This window comes from Hubeiibacter jixunmingi (genome assembly GCF_041928215.1).
GTDB lineage: Bacteria > Pseudomonadota > Gammaproteobacteria > Pseudomonadales > Moraxellaceae > Acinetobacter.
In genome coordinates, this window is sequence record NZ_JBHFHK010000051.1 from 1 (window position 1) to 17,198 (window position 17,198).

Below are 17,198 nucleotides of genomic sequence, written 5' to 3' on the forward strand. Positions count from 1 at the left end.
TGGCTGTCGCTAAAGCCCTTGATTGTTTCGTATCTCATCTTGTCATTATATCAAAACTTTCGCAAGAGGTCTATTATACTTTTTGCTAATAAAAATAATGACAAAAAACACTAAATATATTGCCTATTATTCTTTTGATATATTATAATAATCGAAGGTAAAACAGCAAAATAAACCTGACTGTATTACTAAAATCACATAGAAATTCTATTTTTTAGACAAAGGAGTCTAATCATGGCTAAACTTTCTTTACAACCGCTTTCTGATATCGATGGTTTCATAGCTGCTGCTTTAGTTGATAGCGACAGTGGTCTTGCACTTGCAACTCAAGGTGGCGGTATGGATCTTGAATTAGCGTCTGCAGGTAACACAGAAGTTGTACGTGCAAAACGTAAAGTTGCTGCTACACTGAAATTAAATGACGAAATCGAAGACATTCTTATCACTTTAGGTAAGCAATACCACTTGATCCGTCCTTTGGATCGTAACAATGCATTGTTCTTGTACTTGGTACTTGATCGTAGCAAATCAAACCTTGCAATGGCTCGTCATGAGTTGAAAAGCTTTGAAAAAGAATTAGATTTTTCTTAATTCTGAATTATTTGCTTCAATCAATCAAGCCTGTAGTCTTTGGTGCTATCAGGCTTGTTTAGTATTTTTTTGATGGTTGAGAACGTGATATGAGTACAAAAAAAACAGTCAATTTATGTGCATTCGGTTTGAGTTTACGTGCTTTGAATGATTTTAAAAGCCTAGTTGATCGCTTGGTTTCTCACCAAACAACAATAAATTGGAAAAATATTTCAGAGCCAAACTTAGATGCATTGTTTATCAATGAGCTTTTTTTTGAAACACCAAGTATTCAAAATTTAGTTAAAAACAATAACCTAAATGTTTTGCGTTTGGCAACCAAACCAGAAAAAAATAGTATTATCGAAGGTGATATTTTATATCTTCCTATCATGAATTCTTCTCATTTTGAAACATGGTTCAATAAAAATATTTTAAGTAACACTACACCATCTTCTACACGCAGTAGCTTTGATGAAACAAGCCATTCTCGTTTTGAAACAACACAACAAAATACCCCTGTTGCGAATAACTACAATGTTGGCGATAAATTAGCGTTATTGCGAGATCTATTTAATCCCCAAAACGGTAAAGCTTTGGTATTTGATCAACGTGGGCAAATTGGTGTTTTAGACCCAAGAACAGAACAATTTTGGTCTAATCCAGAGAATTTGATCCGTAGTACAGATAATAGCTTAAATTTTACTTTTGCTAAAATGAATGACACGCTGAAATACGGTAATATCGTGCCACAGGATATGAAATTTTGGCTATTTGATTTGTTATGGCACTCGCCAGACTATATGACACTTGCACCAGAGCAAGGCTATTTAAAACTTAAATATTGGCCACAACCAAAGCATGAAGCAGACAAAAGAGATATCTTAAGGCTATCTGCGTGCTTTGCAAAAGGGGCTGAAATCAAACAAGTAGCAAAACAACTAAATATTCCAGTCACTGACGTAAGGCAGTTTGTGTCTGCAGCATTGGGTGCAGACTTGATTTATGCTATTGAAGCCACAGATGCTAAGTTTGCGACTACAGATGTTGATGTAAAATCTGAAAACCTAGGTGCAATTCGTAAATTCTTTGGTGGTTTACGTCGCCGTTTAGGACTGTAGGAGATTATAAATAATGATTTTGCATGAATATAAAATTGTGTTCGGCGGTGCAATGGGTGCAGGAAAGACAGCGGCTATTCAAGCGCTTTCTGACATTCCCGTATTATCCACTGAAGCATTAAATACCGACGTCACTTCACATGAAAAAATGCTGACTACTGTTGGTATTGACTATGGTGAAATAACTTTAGATGACGGCGTAAAAGTGGGTCTGTATGGCACACCTGGTCAAGATCGTTTTGATTTTATGTGGTCGATTATTTCAAAAGGTGCAATAGGTGCAATCATTCTGATAGACCACAGTAACGATAATCCTTTACAAGCATTAGAATTTTATGAAAATGCATTTAAAGAATATACAGATAATATCGCGATTGGTATTACTCACATTGATGCTATGCCAGAGCGTCCAACCACAATGTATCGTGAATGGTTAGATAAAATTGGAAAAAACTATCCTTTGTTCTATGTAGATGCACGTGAAGATAAGGACGTGCTGTTATTAGTTGACACACTTGTAACGTCGCTCGAAGTGACTTTACAAAACGGCTAAGGAGTCGATGCCATGTTTGGTAAACATCAAAATAATCAGCGTAAAGCACCTGAAGAGTTGGTAACAATCGCCAAAAGAGAAATTCAAAACGTACTTTTTGATGTGAGCGGTGTAAGCTATGTGATGCTCTGCTCTACCGATGGCTTTGAGATTGCGTCTGTCAATAAACGTGATGTCAATAATAGTGGTAAATTGGCTGCTGTAAGCAGTTCTATTCTCGCTATGGTTAGTGCTTTTGTGAATGAGATTCAATTGGTCGGCTGCCAATCTGTGACTTTAGATGCTGAGAATGGCAAAGCCATTTTGACGTCCATTCCAGCACGTAACCACCCAATGATCATTGTGACGATTTCTGCACGTGACGTATTATTGGGACAATTATTGCATGCAGTAAAACGTGCATCGGATAATATCGCACTGGCTGACTCACGTATCTCAAGATAATTGAGAAATAAATAAAAAAGGCATCAGAGAAATGCCTTTTTTGTGTTTTGATGATTGATATTATACGAATAATTGATCGGTTTTTGCTGCCATAATAAAGTCGTTACGGTGTAAGCCTTTGATCGAATGTGACCACCATGTGACTGTTGTTTTACCCCACTCAGTCAAGATTGCAGGATGATGTCCTTCGCTCTCAGCTAAGTCCGCCAAGCGATTGCTAAATGCCATCGCATCTTTAAAATTTTTAAATTTATATACACGAGTGATTTGATTGATACCATCCACTTTGATCAATTTCCAATCAGAGATTTGCGTCATCAAACTTGGGATTTGGCTATCGCATACTGTTGGTGCATCAAGGTGGCAAGCTTCACAGTGTTGTTGTGCGAGATCAGTCATCATATTTCCTTCTATAGACAAGGTTGAGTTCACTTAAAAAATTTAAGTTTTGGTTTAAAAATCAGTGCTGTACAAGGCTTGGATGTGGTTCAAATAATCCCTTTTCCATGGCTTGATGTACTTTTGCCATCATATCAATTTTACTGAGTTCAAATAACTGCTCAATATCTTCAATCACATAATAAATTGGCTGTAATTTATCAATACGATAAGGCGTGCGTAACACGTCTTCAATCACGAACGGACGATGCTCAGGCACATCGCTCAAGGCATAATTGGTTTCGGCAGGTGAGCTTAAAATTCCCCCGCCATAAATCGAATAACTTTCGGCTGTTTTGCCCATTAAGCCAAATTCAACAGTAAACCAATACAGCCGTGCTAAAAATGTACGTTCTTGCTTGGTGGCATTCACGCCCAATTTGCCATAAGTTTCGGTAAAACTTGCAAAGGCAGGATGCGTTAATAAAGGACAATGTCCGACAATTTCATGAAAAATATCAGGCTCTTGGATATAGTCAAAATCTTCAGGACGACGAATAAAAGTCGCTACAGGAAAAGATTTATTTGCCAATAAATTAAAAAATTTGCTAAAAGAAATTAATGCAGGAACTGGTGCTGTACGCCAGCCTGTTGTTGCTTGTAATACGTCATCAATATGGCTTAACTGTGGGATTTGATCTATAGACAAGTTTAATTTTGCCAAACCATCTAAATAAGCTTGGCAAGCTTTACCACCCAAATTGGCTTGTTGGCGAGTAAGCAAAGCTTGCCAAGTTTGATGTTCTTGTTCGCTGTAATCGATGTAGCCATTTTCGTCAGCTGTTCTCGCTGTATAGCCATGGGCGATTGCGGTGGTATTGCTTATTGCTGTAGATAAATCTTGGTTTTCCATAACGATGCTCTTTTTTTAAGCTTTATTGAGTATATATTAGACTAATAACCAAAACAATAGGCAAACATTTACTTTTTTTATCAAATATCACGATGAATACATCTGCTTTTCTTATACTTGTTATTTTAGGCATAAAAACATGGCAATGAATAAAAAAATAGCATTTGGTGTTGAAAAATCTAACATTTACCCTATCTATAATTCATCATAAATTTTAGGAAATTTAACATGACAGAACAAACGCAAAAACACGCTTTCCAAGCTGAAGTTACCCAATTGTTGCATTTGGTGACGCATTCTTTATATTCAAATCCAGATATTTTCCTGCGTGAATTGGTCTCTAACGCATCCGATGCGTGCGATAAATTACGTTTTGAAGGCATCAATCAGCCTGAATTATATGAAAATGACAGCGATTTGCGTGTGCGTATCGTGTTGGATAAAGACGCAAAAACCATCACCATCTCGGATAATGGTATCGGTCTAAGCGAACAAGAAGCGATTGATAATTTAGGTACGATTGCCAAATCAGGCACCAAAGATTTTATGTCCAAACTCACGGGCGACCAAAAATCGGATGCACAATTAATCGGTCAATTCGGTGTTGGTTTTTACTCAGGTTTTATCGTGGCAGATAAAATCACGGTTGAATCACGTCGTGCAGGTTTGAATGCTAATCAAGGCGTACGCTGGATTAGTGGCGGTACAGGTGAATTTACCGTAGAGCAAATCGAAAAAGTTTCACGTGGAACAGATATTATTTTGCATTTGCGTGAAGATGCTTTGGATTATCTCAACGCTTATAAAGTCAAACAAATCGTTAATAAATATTCCGATCACATCAGTTTGCCAATCCAAATGCAAAAAGAAGTTTGGCAAGAAGATGAAGAAAATCCTGAAAATAGTCAAATGGTCATCACCGATGATTGGGAAACCATCAACTCAGCCAGTGCCTTATGGACGCGTAGTAAGAGCGAGATTAGTGAAGAGCAATACGTTGAATTTTATAAAAATTTAAGTCACGACTTTGAAGCACCACTGATTTGGTCGCATAACCGTGTCGAAGGTAATACCGAATATACGCAATTGTTGTACATCCCAAGCAAAGCACCGCACGATATTTTTACCCGTGAATCAAAAGCAGGTATTAAACTGTATGTGAAACGTGTGTTTATCATGGATGATGCCGATAATTTGATGCCAAATTATTTGCGTTTTGTGCAAGGTGTGGTGGATAGTGCTGACTTGCCATTGAACGTCAGCCGTGAATTGTTGCAAGAAAGCCGTGATGTCAAAACCATTCGTGAAGGCAATGCACGCCGTGTTTTAACAGTATTAGACAGCTTGGCAAAATCGGAAGATGAACAAGAACAAGCTAAATTCAAACAATTTTATAGTGAATTTGGTGCGGTATTAAAAGAAGGTTTGGGTGAAGACTTTGGTAACCGTGAGCGTATTTTAAAATTATTGCGTTTTGCTACTTCAACCAATGATGATGTCAGCACGTCTTTGGCAGACTATAAAGCTCGTATGCCTGAAGGTCAAAAAGCCATTTATTATGTGACTGCGGACAATTGGGCGACTGCGAAAAACTCACCACAATTGGAATTATTCAAGAAAAAAGGCATCGAAGTATTATTGATGTCGGATCGTGTCGATGAATGGTCAATGAATTTTGTACATGAATTTGACGGCACACCAATGCAAAGCATTGCCAAAGGTGCGGTAGATTTGGGCGATTTGCAAGATGAAGCAGAGAAAAAAGCCCTAGAAACCGCACAGTTAGAAATGAAGCCAGTGCTTGACCGTTTGGGTGAAACTTTAAAAGGCAAAACCAAAGAAGTACGTGTGACGACTCGTTTGGTCGATTCACCTGCTTGTTTGGTAACGGCTGATGGCGAGCTTTCACCGCAATTGTTGCGTATGCTCAAACAAGCGGGACAAGATGTACCTGAAAGCAAGCCGATTTTGGAAATCAACCCAACGCATCCGTTGGTACAAAAGCTCAATGAAAGCACGCAATTTGATGATTTAGCCAATGTGTTATTTGATCAAGCGGTGATTGCAGAAGGTGGTTTGCCTGAAGATCCTGCGGAATATGTGAAGCGTATCAATAGTTTGTTATTAAAATAAGAACCTCCGTGATAATAAAACGAGCTGACAGTATTGTTTAGCTCGTTTTTGTACAATTGGAAAATATTTTTGTTTCCTTTGCTGAAATAAATTATCCTATTGGTTAATATAATAAAAGGTTAAATTCTTAACCTTTAGGAGAATTGTTATGGCAAAAGTAACAGAATTTGGCAAAATGCTAAGAATTTTACGTATTGAAAAAAATGTTATGCTAAAAGAAATGGCTGATGCAATAGGTGTATCATCCCCCTATTTATCAGCAATTGAAACTGGTAACAAGCCAATCAATGCAAACTTGCTAAATAAAATTATCAGCTTCCTTAGTTTATCTGATGAAAAAGCTAATAGTTTAATTACGCAAGCCAGTAAACTTGAACAAGATGTGATTATTAGACCTAGTAATGACTACGAAGCAGAGTTAGCAATGATGTTTGCACGTAGACTAGATAATAACACTTTTGATTTGGAAAAACTCAAAAAATTCTTAGCAGAAGTTGATAGTGATGTTAAATAACCACTTACATTCTTCAAATAAAGGGGTAAATAAACCATGTAATATTTTGCAGTTGCTTGAAATTGAACTACCAAAGTGGACAAATCATAAGTTCAGATTTGTAGTAAAAATAAAGCTGAAATGGGAGAAACAGAGGTTGCTATTTCACCAGATTCAATGTTAATGCATATTAGAGAAGATGTTTATGATAACCTACACAAAAATGATAGTCGAGCAAGGTTCACTATTCACATGAATTTGGGCACCTCATTTTACACGAAGGTACAACGCTAAATAGAGGTTGTTCTGATCATAAGGTTTTTGAGGATAGTGAGTGGCAGGCTAATCAATTTGCTACTGAGTTACTAGCTCCTTTAAGCGGATGCAAGACTTAAGAGTACAAGAAATTATGTTGAAATATAATATTAGTTATCAATGTGCTTGCTTAAGATACAAGGAAGCAAAAAACTGATGCTTTATTTCTAAAACACCAGTTTTATGTTGTTAAGTAACTGGACAACATAAAGCCCTGAAACTATACAATAGATATGTAGGAATTGAAATTTTATTAGTTTTAGGGTTATTAGACAAGTCAGTTAGGCATTTTTCTTGGAGAAATTTCATGAAAAAATTAATTCATTTCCATCACCGAAAGGTATGAAATGGGTCTGTTGCCGTACTCGTCGTGTGCGTGGTAATTTTGGCAAAGAGATGCTCATGATTATGGCTATCAAGCATGGTGCTTTTTAGTGCCATGTTAGAAACCTTAAATCTTTAAAAATAGCAATCATTGCCATTGGAGAGATTGATAATAAATTGATACCCTGTAAAAGTTCATTAAGGTAGGCTTTTACACAAATAAAAATATAATTTACTACAAAATGTTCTCGTGATGAAGTGGAGAACGACTAAAATTTTACAAGCCGCAAAAATCTTTTAACATATTAATCCTATTGCCTTTCAAGAAAAATTTAGCTTATAAATTTAAAAATTCATTAATCTATTTAAGGATTGCGAAAGACAAAATACACAGCCCCTAATAAGCATAAACCAGCCCATAAATAATCCAATTTTAACGGTTCTTTGAGATACAAAAAGGCAAATGGCACAAAAACCACAAGGGTAATCACTTCTTGCATGATTTTTAATTGCCCGACATTCAGCACAGTATGCCCAATCCGATTGGCAGGTACTTGCAACATATACTCAAATAACGCAATGCCCCAACTTACCAAAGTTGCAATGATCCATGGTTGACTGCTCATATTTTTAAGATGACCATACCATGCAAAAGTCATAAAAATATTACTTAAGGTCAGTAAACCTACAGTGATAAAAATCGGATTAATGTTTATTGTCATCAAATCACTTTACGATTTATGAAAATGCTATTGTAACGATAAATCACTTTTTTGTTTACTATAAACTGTAAGATAAATTCCAAAAATAATCCAATATGAGTATATAAAAGTGTTAAACTACACTGTTATTTTTGCTTTACATGATGTCAGCCATGTCTTCATTAGATCCACAATTACGCCCAAATTTTTGGAAAAATTATTCCTTAGAACAGCTTACTCAGGCTGAATGGGAAGCCTTGTGCGATGGTTGTGGACAATGTTGTTTGGTCAAACTTGAAGATGAAGATACAGGTGATATTGCCTATACCAAAGTCGCTTGCAAATTATTAGACTGTCAAACCGCACGCTGTCAAAATTATGCCGAGCGTAAAAACTTTGTGCCTGATTGTGTACAATTAGATTTAGAAACATTGAAAAAAATCAAATGGCTCCCTTCAAGCTGTGCTTATCGCCGTTTATTGCTAAATAAAGATTTGCCACCTTGGCATTATCTCATCACAGGCGATAGGCAAAGCGTCATCAAAGCCAAAAAATCTATCGCCAAACGTTGTATTCCCGAATCTTCGATTGATGAAGATGATATTGAAAATTATATTGTACGTTGGGTCAGGTGACAGATTTAGGCTAATTCACCATTGTACGTAGAAAAAGATTTAGTCTTGATATCAAAAGATTTCACGTGAAATCCATATTATGTCAATGAGAAATAATGATACACCACCTAAGGATATGAGTATGAATGCAAAGACGGTAGATCGCACAGGCTTGATTCAAATTTTGAGCTGTTATCTCATTTGGGGATTGTTTCCTTTATATTGGTATCCTTTGGTGAATTACCCTGCCGATCAACTGTTGGCACATCGTATTGTTTGGGGTTCATTATTTGCCATGATTGCTGTGGTGCTGACGACACAATCAAAAGCACTTTGGCAAGCATTGACCAACAAAAAAGTATTACTGGTGTTCTTATTATGTGCCAGTTTGTTGGCAGTGAATTGGCTAACCTATTTGGTAACTATTACGACTAAGCAAGTTTTACAAGCCAGTCTGGGCTATTTTTTAGCACCGCTTATCACCATTTTATGTGCACGTATATTCCTAAAAGAACAGCTAAATACCATTAAAATCATTGCTTTAGCTTTGGCTTTTGCAGGTGTTGTTTGGTTGGCAATGTTGGCGGGGCATCTACCTTGGCTGGGTATTGTGATTGCATTAACATGGGGTGTTTACGGATTGGTTCGCAAGTTAGCTCCCCTGCCCGCTTTACTGGGTTTTACGGTTGAGACCTTACTATTATTACCAATTACCTTGCTCTTTCTGACATGGCATCAAGCAAATCAAACATTGGTATTTTTACAACTTTCACCGTTTTTGATTGCGATTTTGGTTGGTAGCGGCTTGGTCACCATGATTCCACTACTCCTCTTTGCATCTGCCAGTAAAAAAATTCCGCTGTCTTTATTAGGTATTTTGCAATACATCACACCAACGATACAATTTTTATTGGGCATTTTTGTATTTCATGAACTATTTGATTTAAATCGTTTTATTGGCTATGTTTGGGTATGGTTGGGTGTGGCTTTATTTGTTTATGCGAGTTTCCGTCATACAAAAAATAGCTAACACTTTTGATAAAAAAATCGGCATTTATACAAATGCCGATTTTAATTCATAAACGTTTAATGTCTTAATCAGTTAAACATCCAAGTTCAAATCCGTCACCGCACCTTTGTCCGCACCAGACGTGAGTTTGGCGAATTTTGCTAATGCACCGTGCGTATATTTTGGTGCAGGCTTTTGCCAAGCTTGTTTACGCTGTTGCATTTCGGCATCATCAATATGCAAAGTGATTTCTTTGGTTTCGGCATTGATGGAGATTTTATCGCCATTTTTTACTAAACCAATCGGGCCACCCTCATAGGCTTCTGGCGTAACATGTCCAATCACAAAGCCATGACTACCACCTGAGAAACGCCCATCAGTAATCAATGCTACAGATTTACCCAAACCTTTACCAATGATGGCAGATGTAGGCTTGAGCATTTCACGCATACCTGGCCCACCTTTTGGTCCTTCGCCACGAATCACCACCACTTCGCCTTCTTGCACTTCGCCATCTAAGATGCCACGCATTGCCCCTTCTTCACCTTCAAACACACGTGCCGCACCTTCAAAATACAAGCCTTCTTTACCTGAAATTTTCGCTACAGCACCTGTTGGTGATAAGTTACCCTTGAGTACCACAAGATGCGAATCTTTTTTGATTGGCTGATCAAATGGCATGATGATTTCTTGACCTTCAGGATAATCTTGTACATCTGCCAAGTTTTCCGCCAACGTCTTGCCCGTTACCGTCAAGCATGAACCATCCAACATGCCTGCATCTAACATACGCTTCATCAATGGTTGAATACCACCGATTTTGATTAATTCAGACATCAAATATTTGCCTGACGGACGTACGTCCGCCACAACTGGAATTTCTTTACCGATACGCTCAAAATCTTCTAGGCTTAAATCCACACCTGCCGTGTGTGCCATCGCCAATAAGTGCAACACCGCATTGGTCGAACCACCCAAGGCAATCACTACTTTGATAGAGTTTTCAAATGCCGCTTTGGTCATGATGTCACGTGGTTTGATGTCCAAACGCAACAAATTCAATACCGCTTCGCCTGCACGTTGGCAATCATCGATTTTGTCTTGCGATATCGCATCTTGTGCTGATGAACCCGGTAAACTCATGCCCAACGCTTCAATCGCTGATGCCATAGTGTTTGCGGTGTACATCCCACCACATGAACCCGGACCAGGAATCGACACTTCTTCGATTTGCTTGACTTGGATAGCGTTGATTTCGCCTTTGGCGTGTTGTCCGACTGCTTCAAATACCGAAATAATATCAGTATGTCCTTCACCTGGACGAATCGAACCGCCGTAAATAAACAAACCTGGGCGGTTTAGACGCGCCAAGCCCATGATACAACCTGGCATGTTTTTATCACAACCACCAATCGCAATCACACCGTCAAAACCTTGACAGCCGACCACTGTTTCAATCGAGTCGGCAATCACTTCACGCGATAGTAATGAATATTTCATGCCTTCAGTACCGTTGGAAATACCGTCCGAAATGGTAATGGTATTAAAAATCACTGCGATACCATTGGCTTGATTTACGCCTTGTTCTACTTGGCGCGCCAAGCCGTCAATGTGCATATTACATGGCGTGACATTCGCCCAAGTCGATGCAATACCGATTTGTGGTTTTTTAAAATCGTCATCTTTAAAACCCACTGCACGCATCATCGAACGTGCTGGAGCGTTTTCTACACCGTCATATACTGGTGCAGAGTGTTGGCGTAAATCTTGGTCTTTCATGATTATCATCCTTTTGCTGATACCGCTATTGGCGATTTGCTGATAGCTCTATAGGCAACTCAAAAAATTATCATATTAGTTTAGCTTAAAATATAAAACTTTTGCATAAGTTATTGTGTTTAAGTTTAACAAAAGTTTTTATTCATCATTTTTTTTTGAAAGAAATATTGCTTATTCAGTAGTTACAAAAAGTGATATATTTTATACAGAATTAGATTATGAACAGGCTCAAAAGCCTTGTAAAATGCTACAAAAGCATAAAATTGATTGGCATTTTATCTCAAAATCGATGCTTTTTTAGATATTTCAATAAAAACCATAAAACACATACTTCATCCATAATTCCGTGAAAATGGTGAAATACCCCACATAAATTAGGGATTCCTGTTTCATTTCATCACATTGACACATTTTGCAAAACTTTTGGGGTAATAAAGTTTTGACATATCAATTTTGCGTGCTATTTATACTTGCCATGTTCAACCACAAAGGTATTTCGCATGGCATACGACGTTCCCAACACTACTGCTCATCATTATACAAATGGTACAAAGCCAGCCCGCGTAGCTCACGCTGTTAAAGCAAAAGAAAGTCCAGCAGACAGTTTTATCAAATGGACAGGCAATCGTGGTGTAGACATTGAACAATTTACCGCAAAATTAGAAAGAATGTCTTTGTCAAGAAGTGCTAGCAGATGTGCAAGATACGTACGTATTGCTCTACAATCCGCAGGTGCGAATATCTTTAATAATCCTGTAGCAGCATCAGATTGGGGTCCAACGCTAGAATCTGTTGGATATAGAAAGATTAATCCTCAGTTTGATAATCCACAAGTCGGTGACATTTATATTATTCATCGTACCGCAAAACATCGTTATGGTCATATCGCAGGTTATACACCATCAGGTTGGATTTCTGACTATCGCCAAGACACTCACGCAGTGTACCGTGACCCGAACGTAAGCTATAGCTACTATCGTTTAAGTTAATTTCTAGTTTTAAAATTTATCGTGCAAATTGTTATACCTCGCTTATTATTATATTTTGCCAAGTTCTTGTAATGCCTAGCAAAATTGAATATTTTGAATATTCGTGGCAAGCCAGTTATAGCTTTGAATCATAAAAAATATTTTGCACAACAAAAAAGCGACTTATTTAAGTCGCTTTTATTTTTCCAGTTTTTATTTATAAATTATTCAAAACTACTCTCTAATTCTTCTAGTTCCATCATCCATTCCAACATTTGTTCTTCTAACGTGGCAAGTTGTTGATTTTGGCTGTTTTGTTCATTCATAATGTTGAGTAGATCGTTTTTGCGTTCTGCGTCGTATAAGCTGTTGTCAGTCAGTTGTTGCTCAATATCTTTGAGTTTGGCTTGGATTTTTTCGATTTTCTGTTCATTTTGCTCAATCTTTTTACGAATTGGACGGGTCATTTCACGACGACGAGCAGCTTCTTTGCGATCGGCTTCTTTATCGACTTTTTGTGGTTTATTTTCTACTGAAGAAGTAGCATTTTCGGCGACTGATGCTGTCTTTTGTTGTGCATCTTTATTTTGTGCGTTTTGTTGATTGAGCATTTCCTGACGGGCTTGACGCAACCATTGTGCATAATCTTGCAAATCGCCATCAAATTCAGTCACTTTACCATCATGTACCAACAGTAATTCATCACATACCGCACTGATAAGCTGGCGTTCGTGCGAGACCAGCACCACCGCCCCTTCAAAATCTTGCAATGCCATACTCAAGGCATGACGCATATCCAAGTCCAAATGGTTAGTTGGCTCGTCTAGTATTAACACGTTTGGACGTTGCCAAACAATCAATGCTAACGCCAATCGGGCACGTTCACCCCCCGAGAATTTATCGCAAATGGTATCCATGCGTTCACCATTAAAGCCAAATCCACCCAAAAAGGCACGCAAACTGGCTTCACTAATGCTTTTATCAGCGATACGAGCCAATTGCAACATCGGTGTAGCTTGATTATCAAGGCTATCCATCTGATGTTGATTAAAATAGCCAATATTGAGTAATTCTGACGCTTTACGTTCGCCTGCCAATAATGGCAAATCACCGACCAATGATTTAATCAAGGTTGATTTACCAGCACCATTCATACCCAGCAAACCTAAACGGGTATTTGGGGTGATTTGTAAATTAATCTTTTTGGCAATGCTTTTGTCACGACTATAGCCGATTTCCGCTTGGCTTAAAGACAGTAACGGTGAACTCATTTTACTTGGTTCACGAAAGCTAAAGCTAAATGGATTATCTACATGTGCAGGGGCAAGCTGTTGCATCCGTTCCAATTGCTTGATACGGCTTTGGGCTTGACGTGCTTTAGTGGCTTTTGCTTTAAAACGGTCGATAAATTTTTGTAAATGGGCTTTAGTTTCTTGTTGTTTTTCATAGGCTTGCTGTTGCTGTGCCAAGCGTTCACTACGAATCACTTCAAAGCTAGAATAATTGCCTGTATATAGTGTCAATTCACCATTTTCGATATGTAAAATGTGGTCGGTCACCGCATCCAAAAAGTCACGGTCATGTGAAATCAAAATCAAAGTACCTTGATAACGATTAAGCCAATCTTCGAGCCATAAAATCGCATCCAAATCCAAATGGTTGGTTGGTTCATCCAATAATAATAAATCCGAACGGCTCATCAGCGTGCGTGCCAAATTCAAACGCATCCGCCAACCACCCGAAAAACTTTGTACAGTATGTTCAATTTGTTGATTACTAAAACCGAGACCTGATAACAGTTGTGCGGCTTTGGCTGGTGCGGTATAGCCTTGGATTTCATCAAAGCGTCCGTGTAAATGGGCTAATTCATCTACGCTTAATTGTTCTGGTTGTGCTAATTGTTGTTGGATTGTCCAATATTCTTCATCACCTGACAAAACAAAATCTAAGGCTTTAAGATCCAAAGCTTCGATTTCTTGTGCCATGTGTGCCACGGTCCAATGTTGCGGGCGAATCAGCTCACCAACATCAGGTTGTAAATGCCCTAATAATCCTGCAAAAAGTGATGACTTCCCTGCACCATTGACGCCCGTTAAGCCGACTTTCCAACCGTGATGTAGTTGTAAGGTGGCTTTTTCAAATAAAGCACGGCTACCACGGCGTAAGCTGAGATTTTGCAATTGAATCATGGTGATGTCATCGTTGTTATTTCGGATGCAGTATTGTAAATTGATTGGTGAGAGATAACAAATGTTCTGCACATTTATCAAGTTTTAAAAGACAAAATCTTTTTAATCCTACGCTTAACTAACTAACAAACTTAAACAACACCACGCTAAATGCCAATACACCCATGCCTGTCACCAATCCATAGACCGTTTCATGCCCTTGTGCATAACGCTTGGCGGCAGGCAACAATTCATCCAGTGCCAAAAACACCATCACACCACCAATCATACCAAACACCGTACCATATACCGTCGGACTCATAAACGGTGCCAAGATGCTATAACCAATCAATGCACCAACTGGCTCTGCCAGACCTGATACAAAACTTGCCCCCAGTGCCAATTTCTTATTTTGTGTTGCCATATAAATTGGAATAGCGATGGCAATACCTTCGGGAATGTTATGAATCGCAATCGCAACTGCCAAAGGCACACCCAAGCTTGTACCTTCTAATGTCGCAAAAAATGTCGCCAAACCTTCTGGAAAATTATGTGCAGTAATGGCGAATAAAGTCAGCAATCCCATACGATACAGCTTTTGGCTTGGCTGATTTTTAACATCATCTATAGAAATGGTTTCATGCGGATTGGGTACAAAGCGGTCTAATAAAATCACCGCAAAAATACCTAAAAATAACGCAACCGTAGCATAAGCAAAACCAAATTGCTCACCATAAGCTTCACTAAATGAATGAATAGATTTATTCAGAATCTCAGTCAAAGACACATAAATCATCGCTCCAGCCGCAAAGGCCAAACCAAAAGACAGCAGACGTGGACTTGGCTGTTTGAAGAATAGTACAATTGCACCGCCTATCACTGTTGCTAGACTGGCTAGAATGGTTACGGTAAATGCAATCATGACTTGTGGAGAGGAAAAATCCATTGTGTAGAAACTCTTTTAAATGAGAATTATTCTCAATAATTATAAATAGAATCGCTTTATTATACAACAACAAAATACAGATATTCTTTGATGAGGCAAAAATAAAGCAACCCGAAAGTTGCTGTATTTTTTGAGGTAAAATTAATTTTTCATTACTTTGCTTAGGGCTAGGCCTAAGATAAAACCAACAATCGCTGGTAATATCCAACCCAAACCTGAGCTATATAAAGGTAGGATTTCAGATAGACGTGCATCAATATTCATAATCAATGCTGTATCTGAGCCTTCAAGCATCTTGTGTAGCGTTTTCCAACCATCAATAATTGCAAAGAATGAAGTGAATAAAATCGTCGTCATATAAACGATGCGTTTACCGCCAAATAAATTATTCAAAAATGCAAGTGCAATGATAGCAATAGTCAGTGGATACAATAGCATCAAGGCAGGGATAGAAAACTTAATGATATTACTTAAGCCAAAGTTTGCAAATACAAACGATGAAATAGAGAAAATCAATACCCATTTGTGATAGGACAGACTAGGAACCAAGCGATTGAAATACTCACCACACGCAGTGATCAAGCCAATCGACGTCGATAAACATGCCAATAACACGATCAAAGCTAAGATCAATTTACCAAAAGTACCGAAGTAATGATTTGCACTGCCTGACAATACTAATGCACCAGTATCTTGCATACCGATACCCGCTACACTTGTCGCACCCATATAGCCAATCAATACATACACCACTGCCAAACATGCTGCTGCCACAAAACCTGCTTTGGCAGTCAAACCAAGTACTTTACTCTTGTCCGTTACGCCCATGCCACGTACCGCTTCAATCACGATAATCGCAAACACTAATGATGCCAAAGCATCCATTGTGCCGTAACCTTCAACCAAGCCTTTAACAAAAGCCCCTTCAACAAAATCCTTATTCGGTGCTTGCAAATCACCCATCGGTGCAATCGCTGCATAACCTGCCAAGATGACAATCGCCACCAATAATGCTGGTGTCAAGATCTTACCAATACGATCGACCAACTTGCCTGGAGAAATGGAGAACCAGTAACTGATACCAAAAAATGCGATACAGAATGCAAATAAGCCAATTTTTTTGCCACTCTCACTCACATCACCTAAAAAAGGCAACACGCCAATTTCATAAGAAACTGTTGCAGTACGTGGTGTCGCAAAAAATGGACCGATCGCCAAATACAACATCACAGCAAATAGCACACCATACCAAGGTGCAACACGAGATGCCAAATCTTGTACATCATGTGAGCCAGAATAACCAATTGCGATGACACCAAGCAAAGGTAAACCTACGCCCGTAATCAAAAATCCAGCCAGTGCAGTAAAGATTTCACTACCTGCTTGCTGACCCATGCCTGCTGGAAAGATCAGGTTACCTGCACCAAAAAAAAGTGCAAAGAGCATTAGACCAGTCGCTATAAATGTAGCGGTTGGTACTTTATTGTTTTCCATTCGGAAATACCTCTAAATCGTCTGTTAACGCATTATATTTTCGATGAAAATTGTCGTTAAGACAGAAATTTTCAAAAGAACAACCGATTGTTGATGAAATGTAAATAAAAGTCAAATAATGTTTTGGCTTGGTAATAATTATTATTTTTTATAACTCACATTTATGTTTAAAATATATAAACAAATAGATGTAGATAGAATAGACCTCTTTCGAAAATGTAAATTTAGCGATTAACTTGCCAATTTATAAATCCTGCCACTAATTTCATTCTCAA

Annotated in this window: 17 protein-coding genes and 1 pseudogene; 11 read left to right on the forward strand and 7 right to left on the reverse strand. The window is 38.2% G+C overall.

Annotated elements, in window-relative coordinates:
* Positions 1–234 precede the first annotated feature (234 nt).
* The 4 genes from ACEYX7_RS08220 (at position 235) to ACEYX7_RS08235 (ending at position 2,688) form a co-directional block, all read left to right on the forward strand.
* A complete protein-coding gene (locus tag ACEYX7_RS08220) occupies positions 235–591 on the forward strand; it encodes a roadblock/LC7 domain-containing protein (RefSeq protein WP_374900423.1) in 357 nt (118 codons plus the stop codon).
* Between the two features lie 89 nt (positions 592–680).
* On the forward strand, positions 681–1,691 hold the full coding sequence (locus ACEYX7_RS08225; protein ID WP_374900425.1) for a hypothetical protein: 1,011 nt from the start codon (positions 681–683) through the stop codon (positions 1,689–1,691).
* Between the two features lie 13 nt (positions 1,692–1,704).
* Positions 1,705–2,244, forward strand: coding sequence for a GTP-binding protein (locus tag ACEYX7_RS08230; RefSeq protein WP_374804677.1), 540 nt, complete (start codon positions 1,705–1,707; stop codon positions 2,242–2,244).
* A 12-nt stretch (positions 2,245–2,256) separates the two neighbouring features.
* On the forward strand, positions 2,257–2,688 hold the full coding sequence (locus ACEYX7_RS08235) for a roadblock/LC7 domain-containing protein (protein ID WP_374804676.1): 432 nt from the start codon (positions 2,257–2,259) through the stop codon (positions 2,686–2,688).
* A gap of 60 nt (positions 2,689–2,748) precedes the next feature.
* On the opposite strand, the gene ACEYX7_RS08240 is transcribed toward ACEYX7_RS08235, so the two are convergent.
* Positions 2,749–3,087, reverse strand: a complete 339-nt coding sequence (locus ACEYX7_RS08240; RefSeq protein WP_374804675.1) for a 4a-hydroxytetrahydrobiopterin dehydratase — start codon at positions 3,085–3,087, stop codon at positions 2,749–2,751.
* A 61-nt stretch (positions 3,088–3,148) separates the two neighbouring features.
* Positions 3,149–3,979 (reverse strand): phenylalanine 4-monooxygenase, encoded by an 831-nt coding sequence (gene phhA / locus ACEYX7_RS08245; protein ID WP_374804674.1) that lies wholly within the window; start codon positions 3,977–3,979, stop codon positions 3,149–3,151.
* A gap of 228 nt (positions 3,980–4,207) precedes the next feature.
* Between phhA and htpG the strand changes: the two genes are divergently transcribed.
* From htpG to ACEYX7_RS08265, 4 genes and pseudogenes are all read left to right on the forward strand, one after another.
* On the forward strand, positions 4,208–6,112 hold the full coding sequence (gene htpG / locus ACEYX7_RS08250; RefSeq protein WP_374804673.1) for a molecular chaperone HtpG: 1,905 nt from the start codon (positions 4,208–4,210) through the stop codon (positions 6,110–6,112).
* A 148-nt stretch (positions 6,113–6,260) separates the two neighbouring features.
* Complete coding sequence (locus ACEYX7_RS08255; RefSeq protein ID WP_374804672.1) at positions 6,261–6,626, forward strand: helix-turn-helix domain-containing protein; 366 nt, start codon at positions 6,261–6,263, stop codon at positions 6,624–6,626.
* A 239-nt stretch (positions 6,627–6,865) separates the two neighbouring features.
* Positions 6,866–7,000: pseudogene (locus ACEYX7_RS08260) on the forward strand (ImmA/IrrE family metallo-endopeptidase); the annotation flags it as partial.
* Positions 7,001–7,214: 214 nt separating this feature from the next.
* Complete coding sequence (locus ACEYX7_RS08265; protein ID WP_374806967.1) at positions 7,215–7,355, forward strand: hypothetical protein; 141 nt, start codon at positions 7,215–7,217, stop codon at positions 7,353–7,355.
* A gap of 254 nt (positions 7,356–7,609) precedes the next feature.
* Here the strand turns inward: ACEYX7_RS08265 and ACEYX7_RS08270 are convergent, their stop codons facing one another.
* Entirely contained in the window at positions 7,610–7,966 is a 357-nt protein-coding gene (locus tag ACEYX7_RS08270; protein WP_374805206.1) for a DMT family protein, read from the reverse strand.
* Positions 7,967–8,118: 152 nt separating this feature from the next.
* Between ACEYX7_RS08270 and ACEYX7_RS08275 the strand changes: the two genes are divergently transcribed.
* Positions 8,119–8,580, forward strand: coding sequence for a YcgN family cysteine cluster protein (locus ACEYX7_RS08275; RefSeq protein ID WP_374805207.1), 462 nt, complete (start codon positions 8,119–8,121; stop codon positions 8,578–8,580).
* Between the two features lie 121 nt (positions 8,581–8,701).
* On the forward strand, positions 8,702–9,589 hold the full coding sequence (gene rarD / locus ACEYX7_RS08280) for an EamA family transporter RarD (protein ID WP_374805208.1): 888 nt from the start codon (positions 8,702–8,704) through the stop codon (positions 9,587–9,589).
* 72 nt (positions 9,590–9,661) lie between these two features.
* Here the strand turns inward: rarD and ilvD are convergent, their stop codons facing one another.
* On the reverse strand, positions 9,662–11,347 hold the full coding sequence (ilvD, locus tag ACEYX7_RS08285) for a dihydroxy-acid dehydratase (RefSeq protein ID WP_374805210.1): 1,686 nt from the start codon (positions 11,345–11,347) through the stop codon (positions 9,662–9,664).
* Between the two features lie 500 nt (positions 11,348–11,847).
* Between ilvD and ACEYX7_RS08290 the strand changes: the two genes are divergently transcribed.
* Positions 11,848–12,336 carry a CHAP domain-containing protein gene (locus ACEYX7_RS08290; protein ID WP_374805211.1) on the forward strand — a complete coding sequence of 163 codons (489 nt, stop codon included), beginning with the start codon at positions 11,848–11,850 and terminating at the stop codon, positions 12,334–12,336.
* Between the two features lie 203 nt (positions 12,337–12,539).
* Here the strand turns inward: ACEYX7_RS08290 and ACEYX7_RS08295 are convergent, their stop codons facing one another.
* From ACEYX7_RS08295 to brnQ, 3 genes are all read right to left on the reverse strand, one after another.
* A complete protein-coding gene (locus ACEYX7_RS08295; RefSeq protein ID WP_374805212.1) occupies positions 12,540–14,504 on the reverse strand; it encodes an ATP-binding cassette domain-containing protein in 1,965 nt (654 codons plus the stop codon).
* A 118-nt stretch (positions 14,505–14,622) separates the two neighbouring features.
* The gene (gene zupT / locus ACEYX7_RS08300) at positions 14,623–15,429 is read right to left on the reverse strand and encodes a zinc transporter ZupT (protein ID WP_374805214.1); all 807 of its coding nucleotides are present in this window, start codon (positions 15,427–15,429) and stop codon (positions 14,623–14,625) included.
* A 141-nt stretch (positions 15,430–15,570) separates the two neighbouring features.
* Entirely contained in the window at positions 15,571–16,923 is a 1,353-nt protein-coding gene (gene brnQ / locus ACEYX7_RS08305) for a branched-chain amino acid transport system II carrier protein (protein WP_374805215.1), read from the reverse strand.
* Positions 16,924–17,198 lie beyond the last annotated feature (275 nt).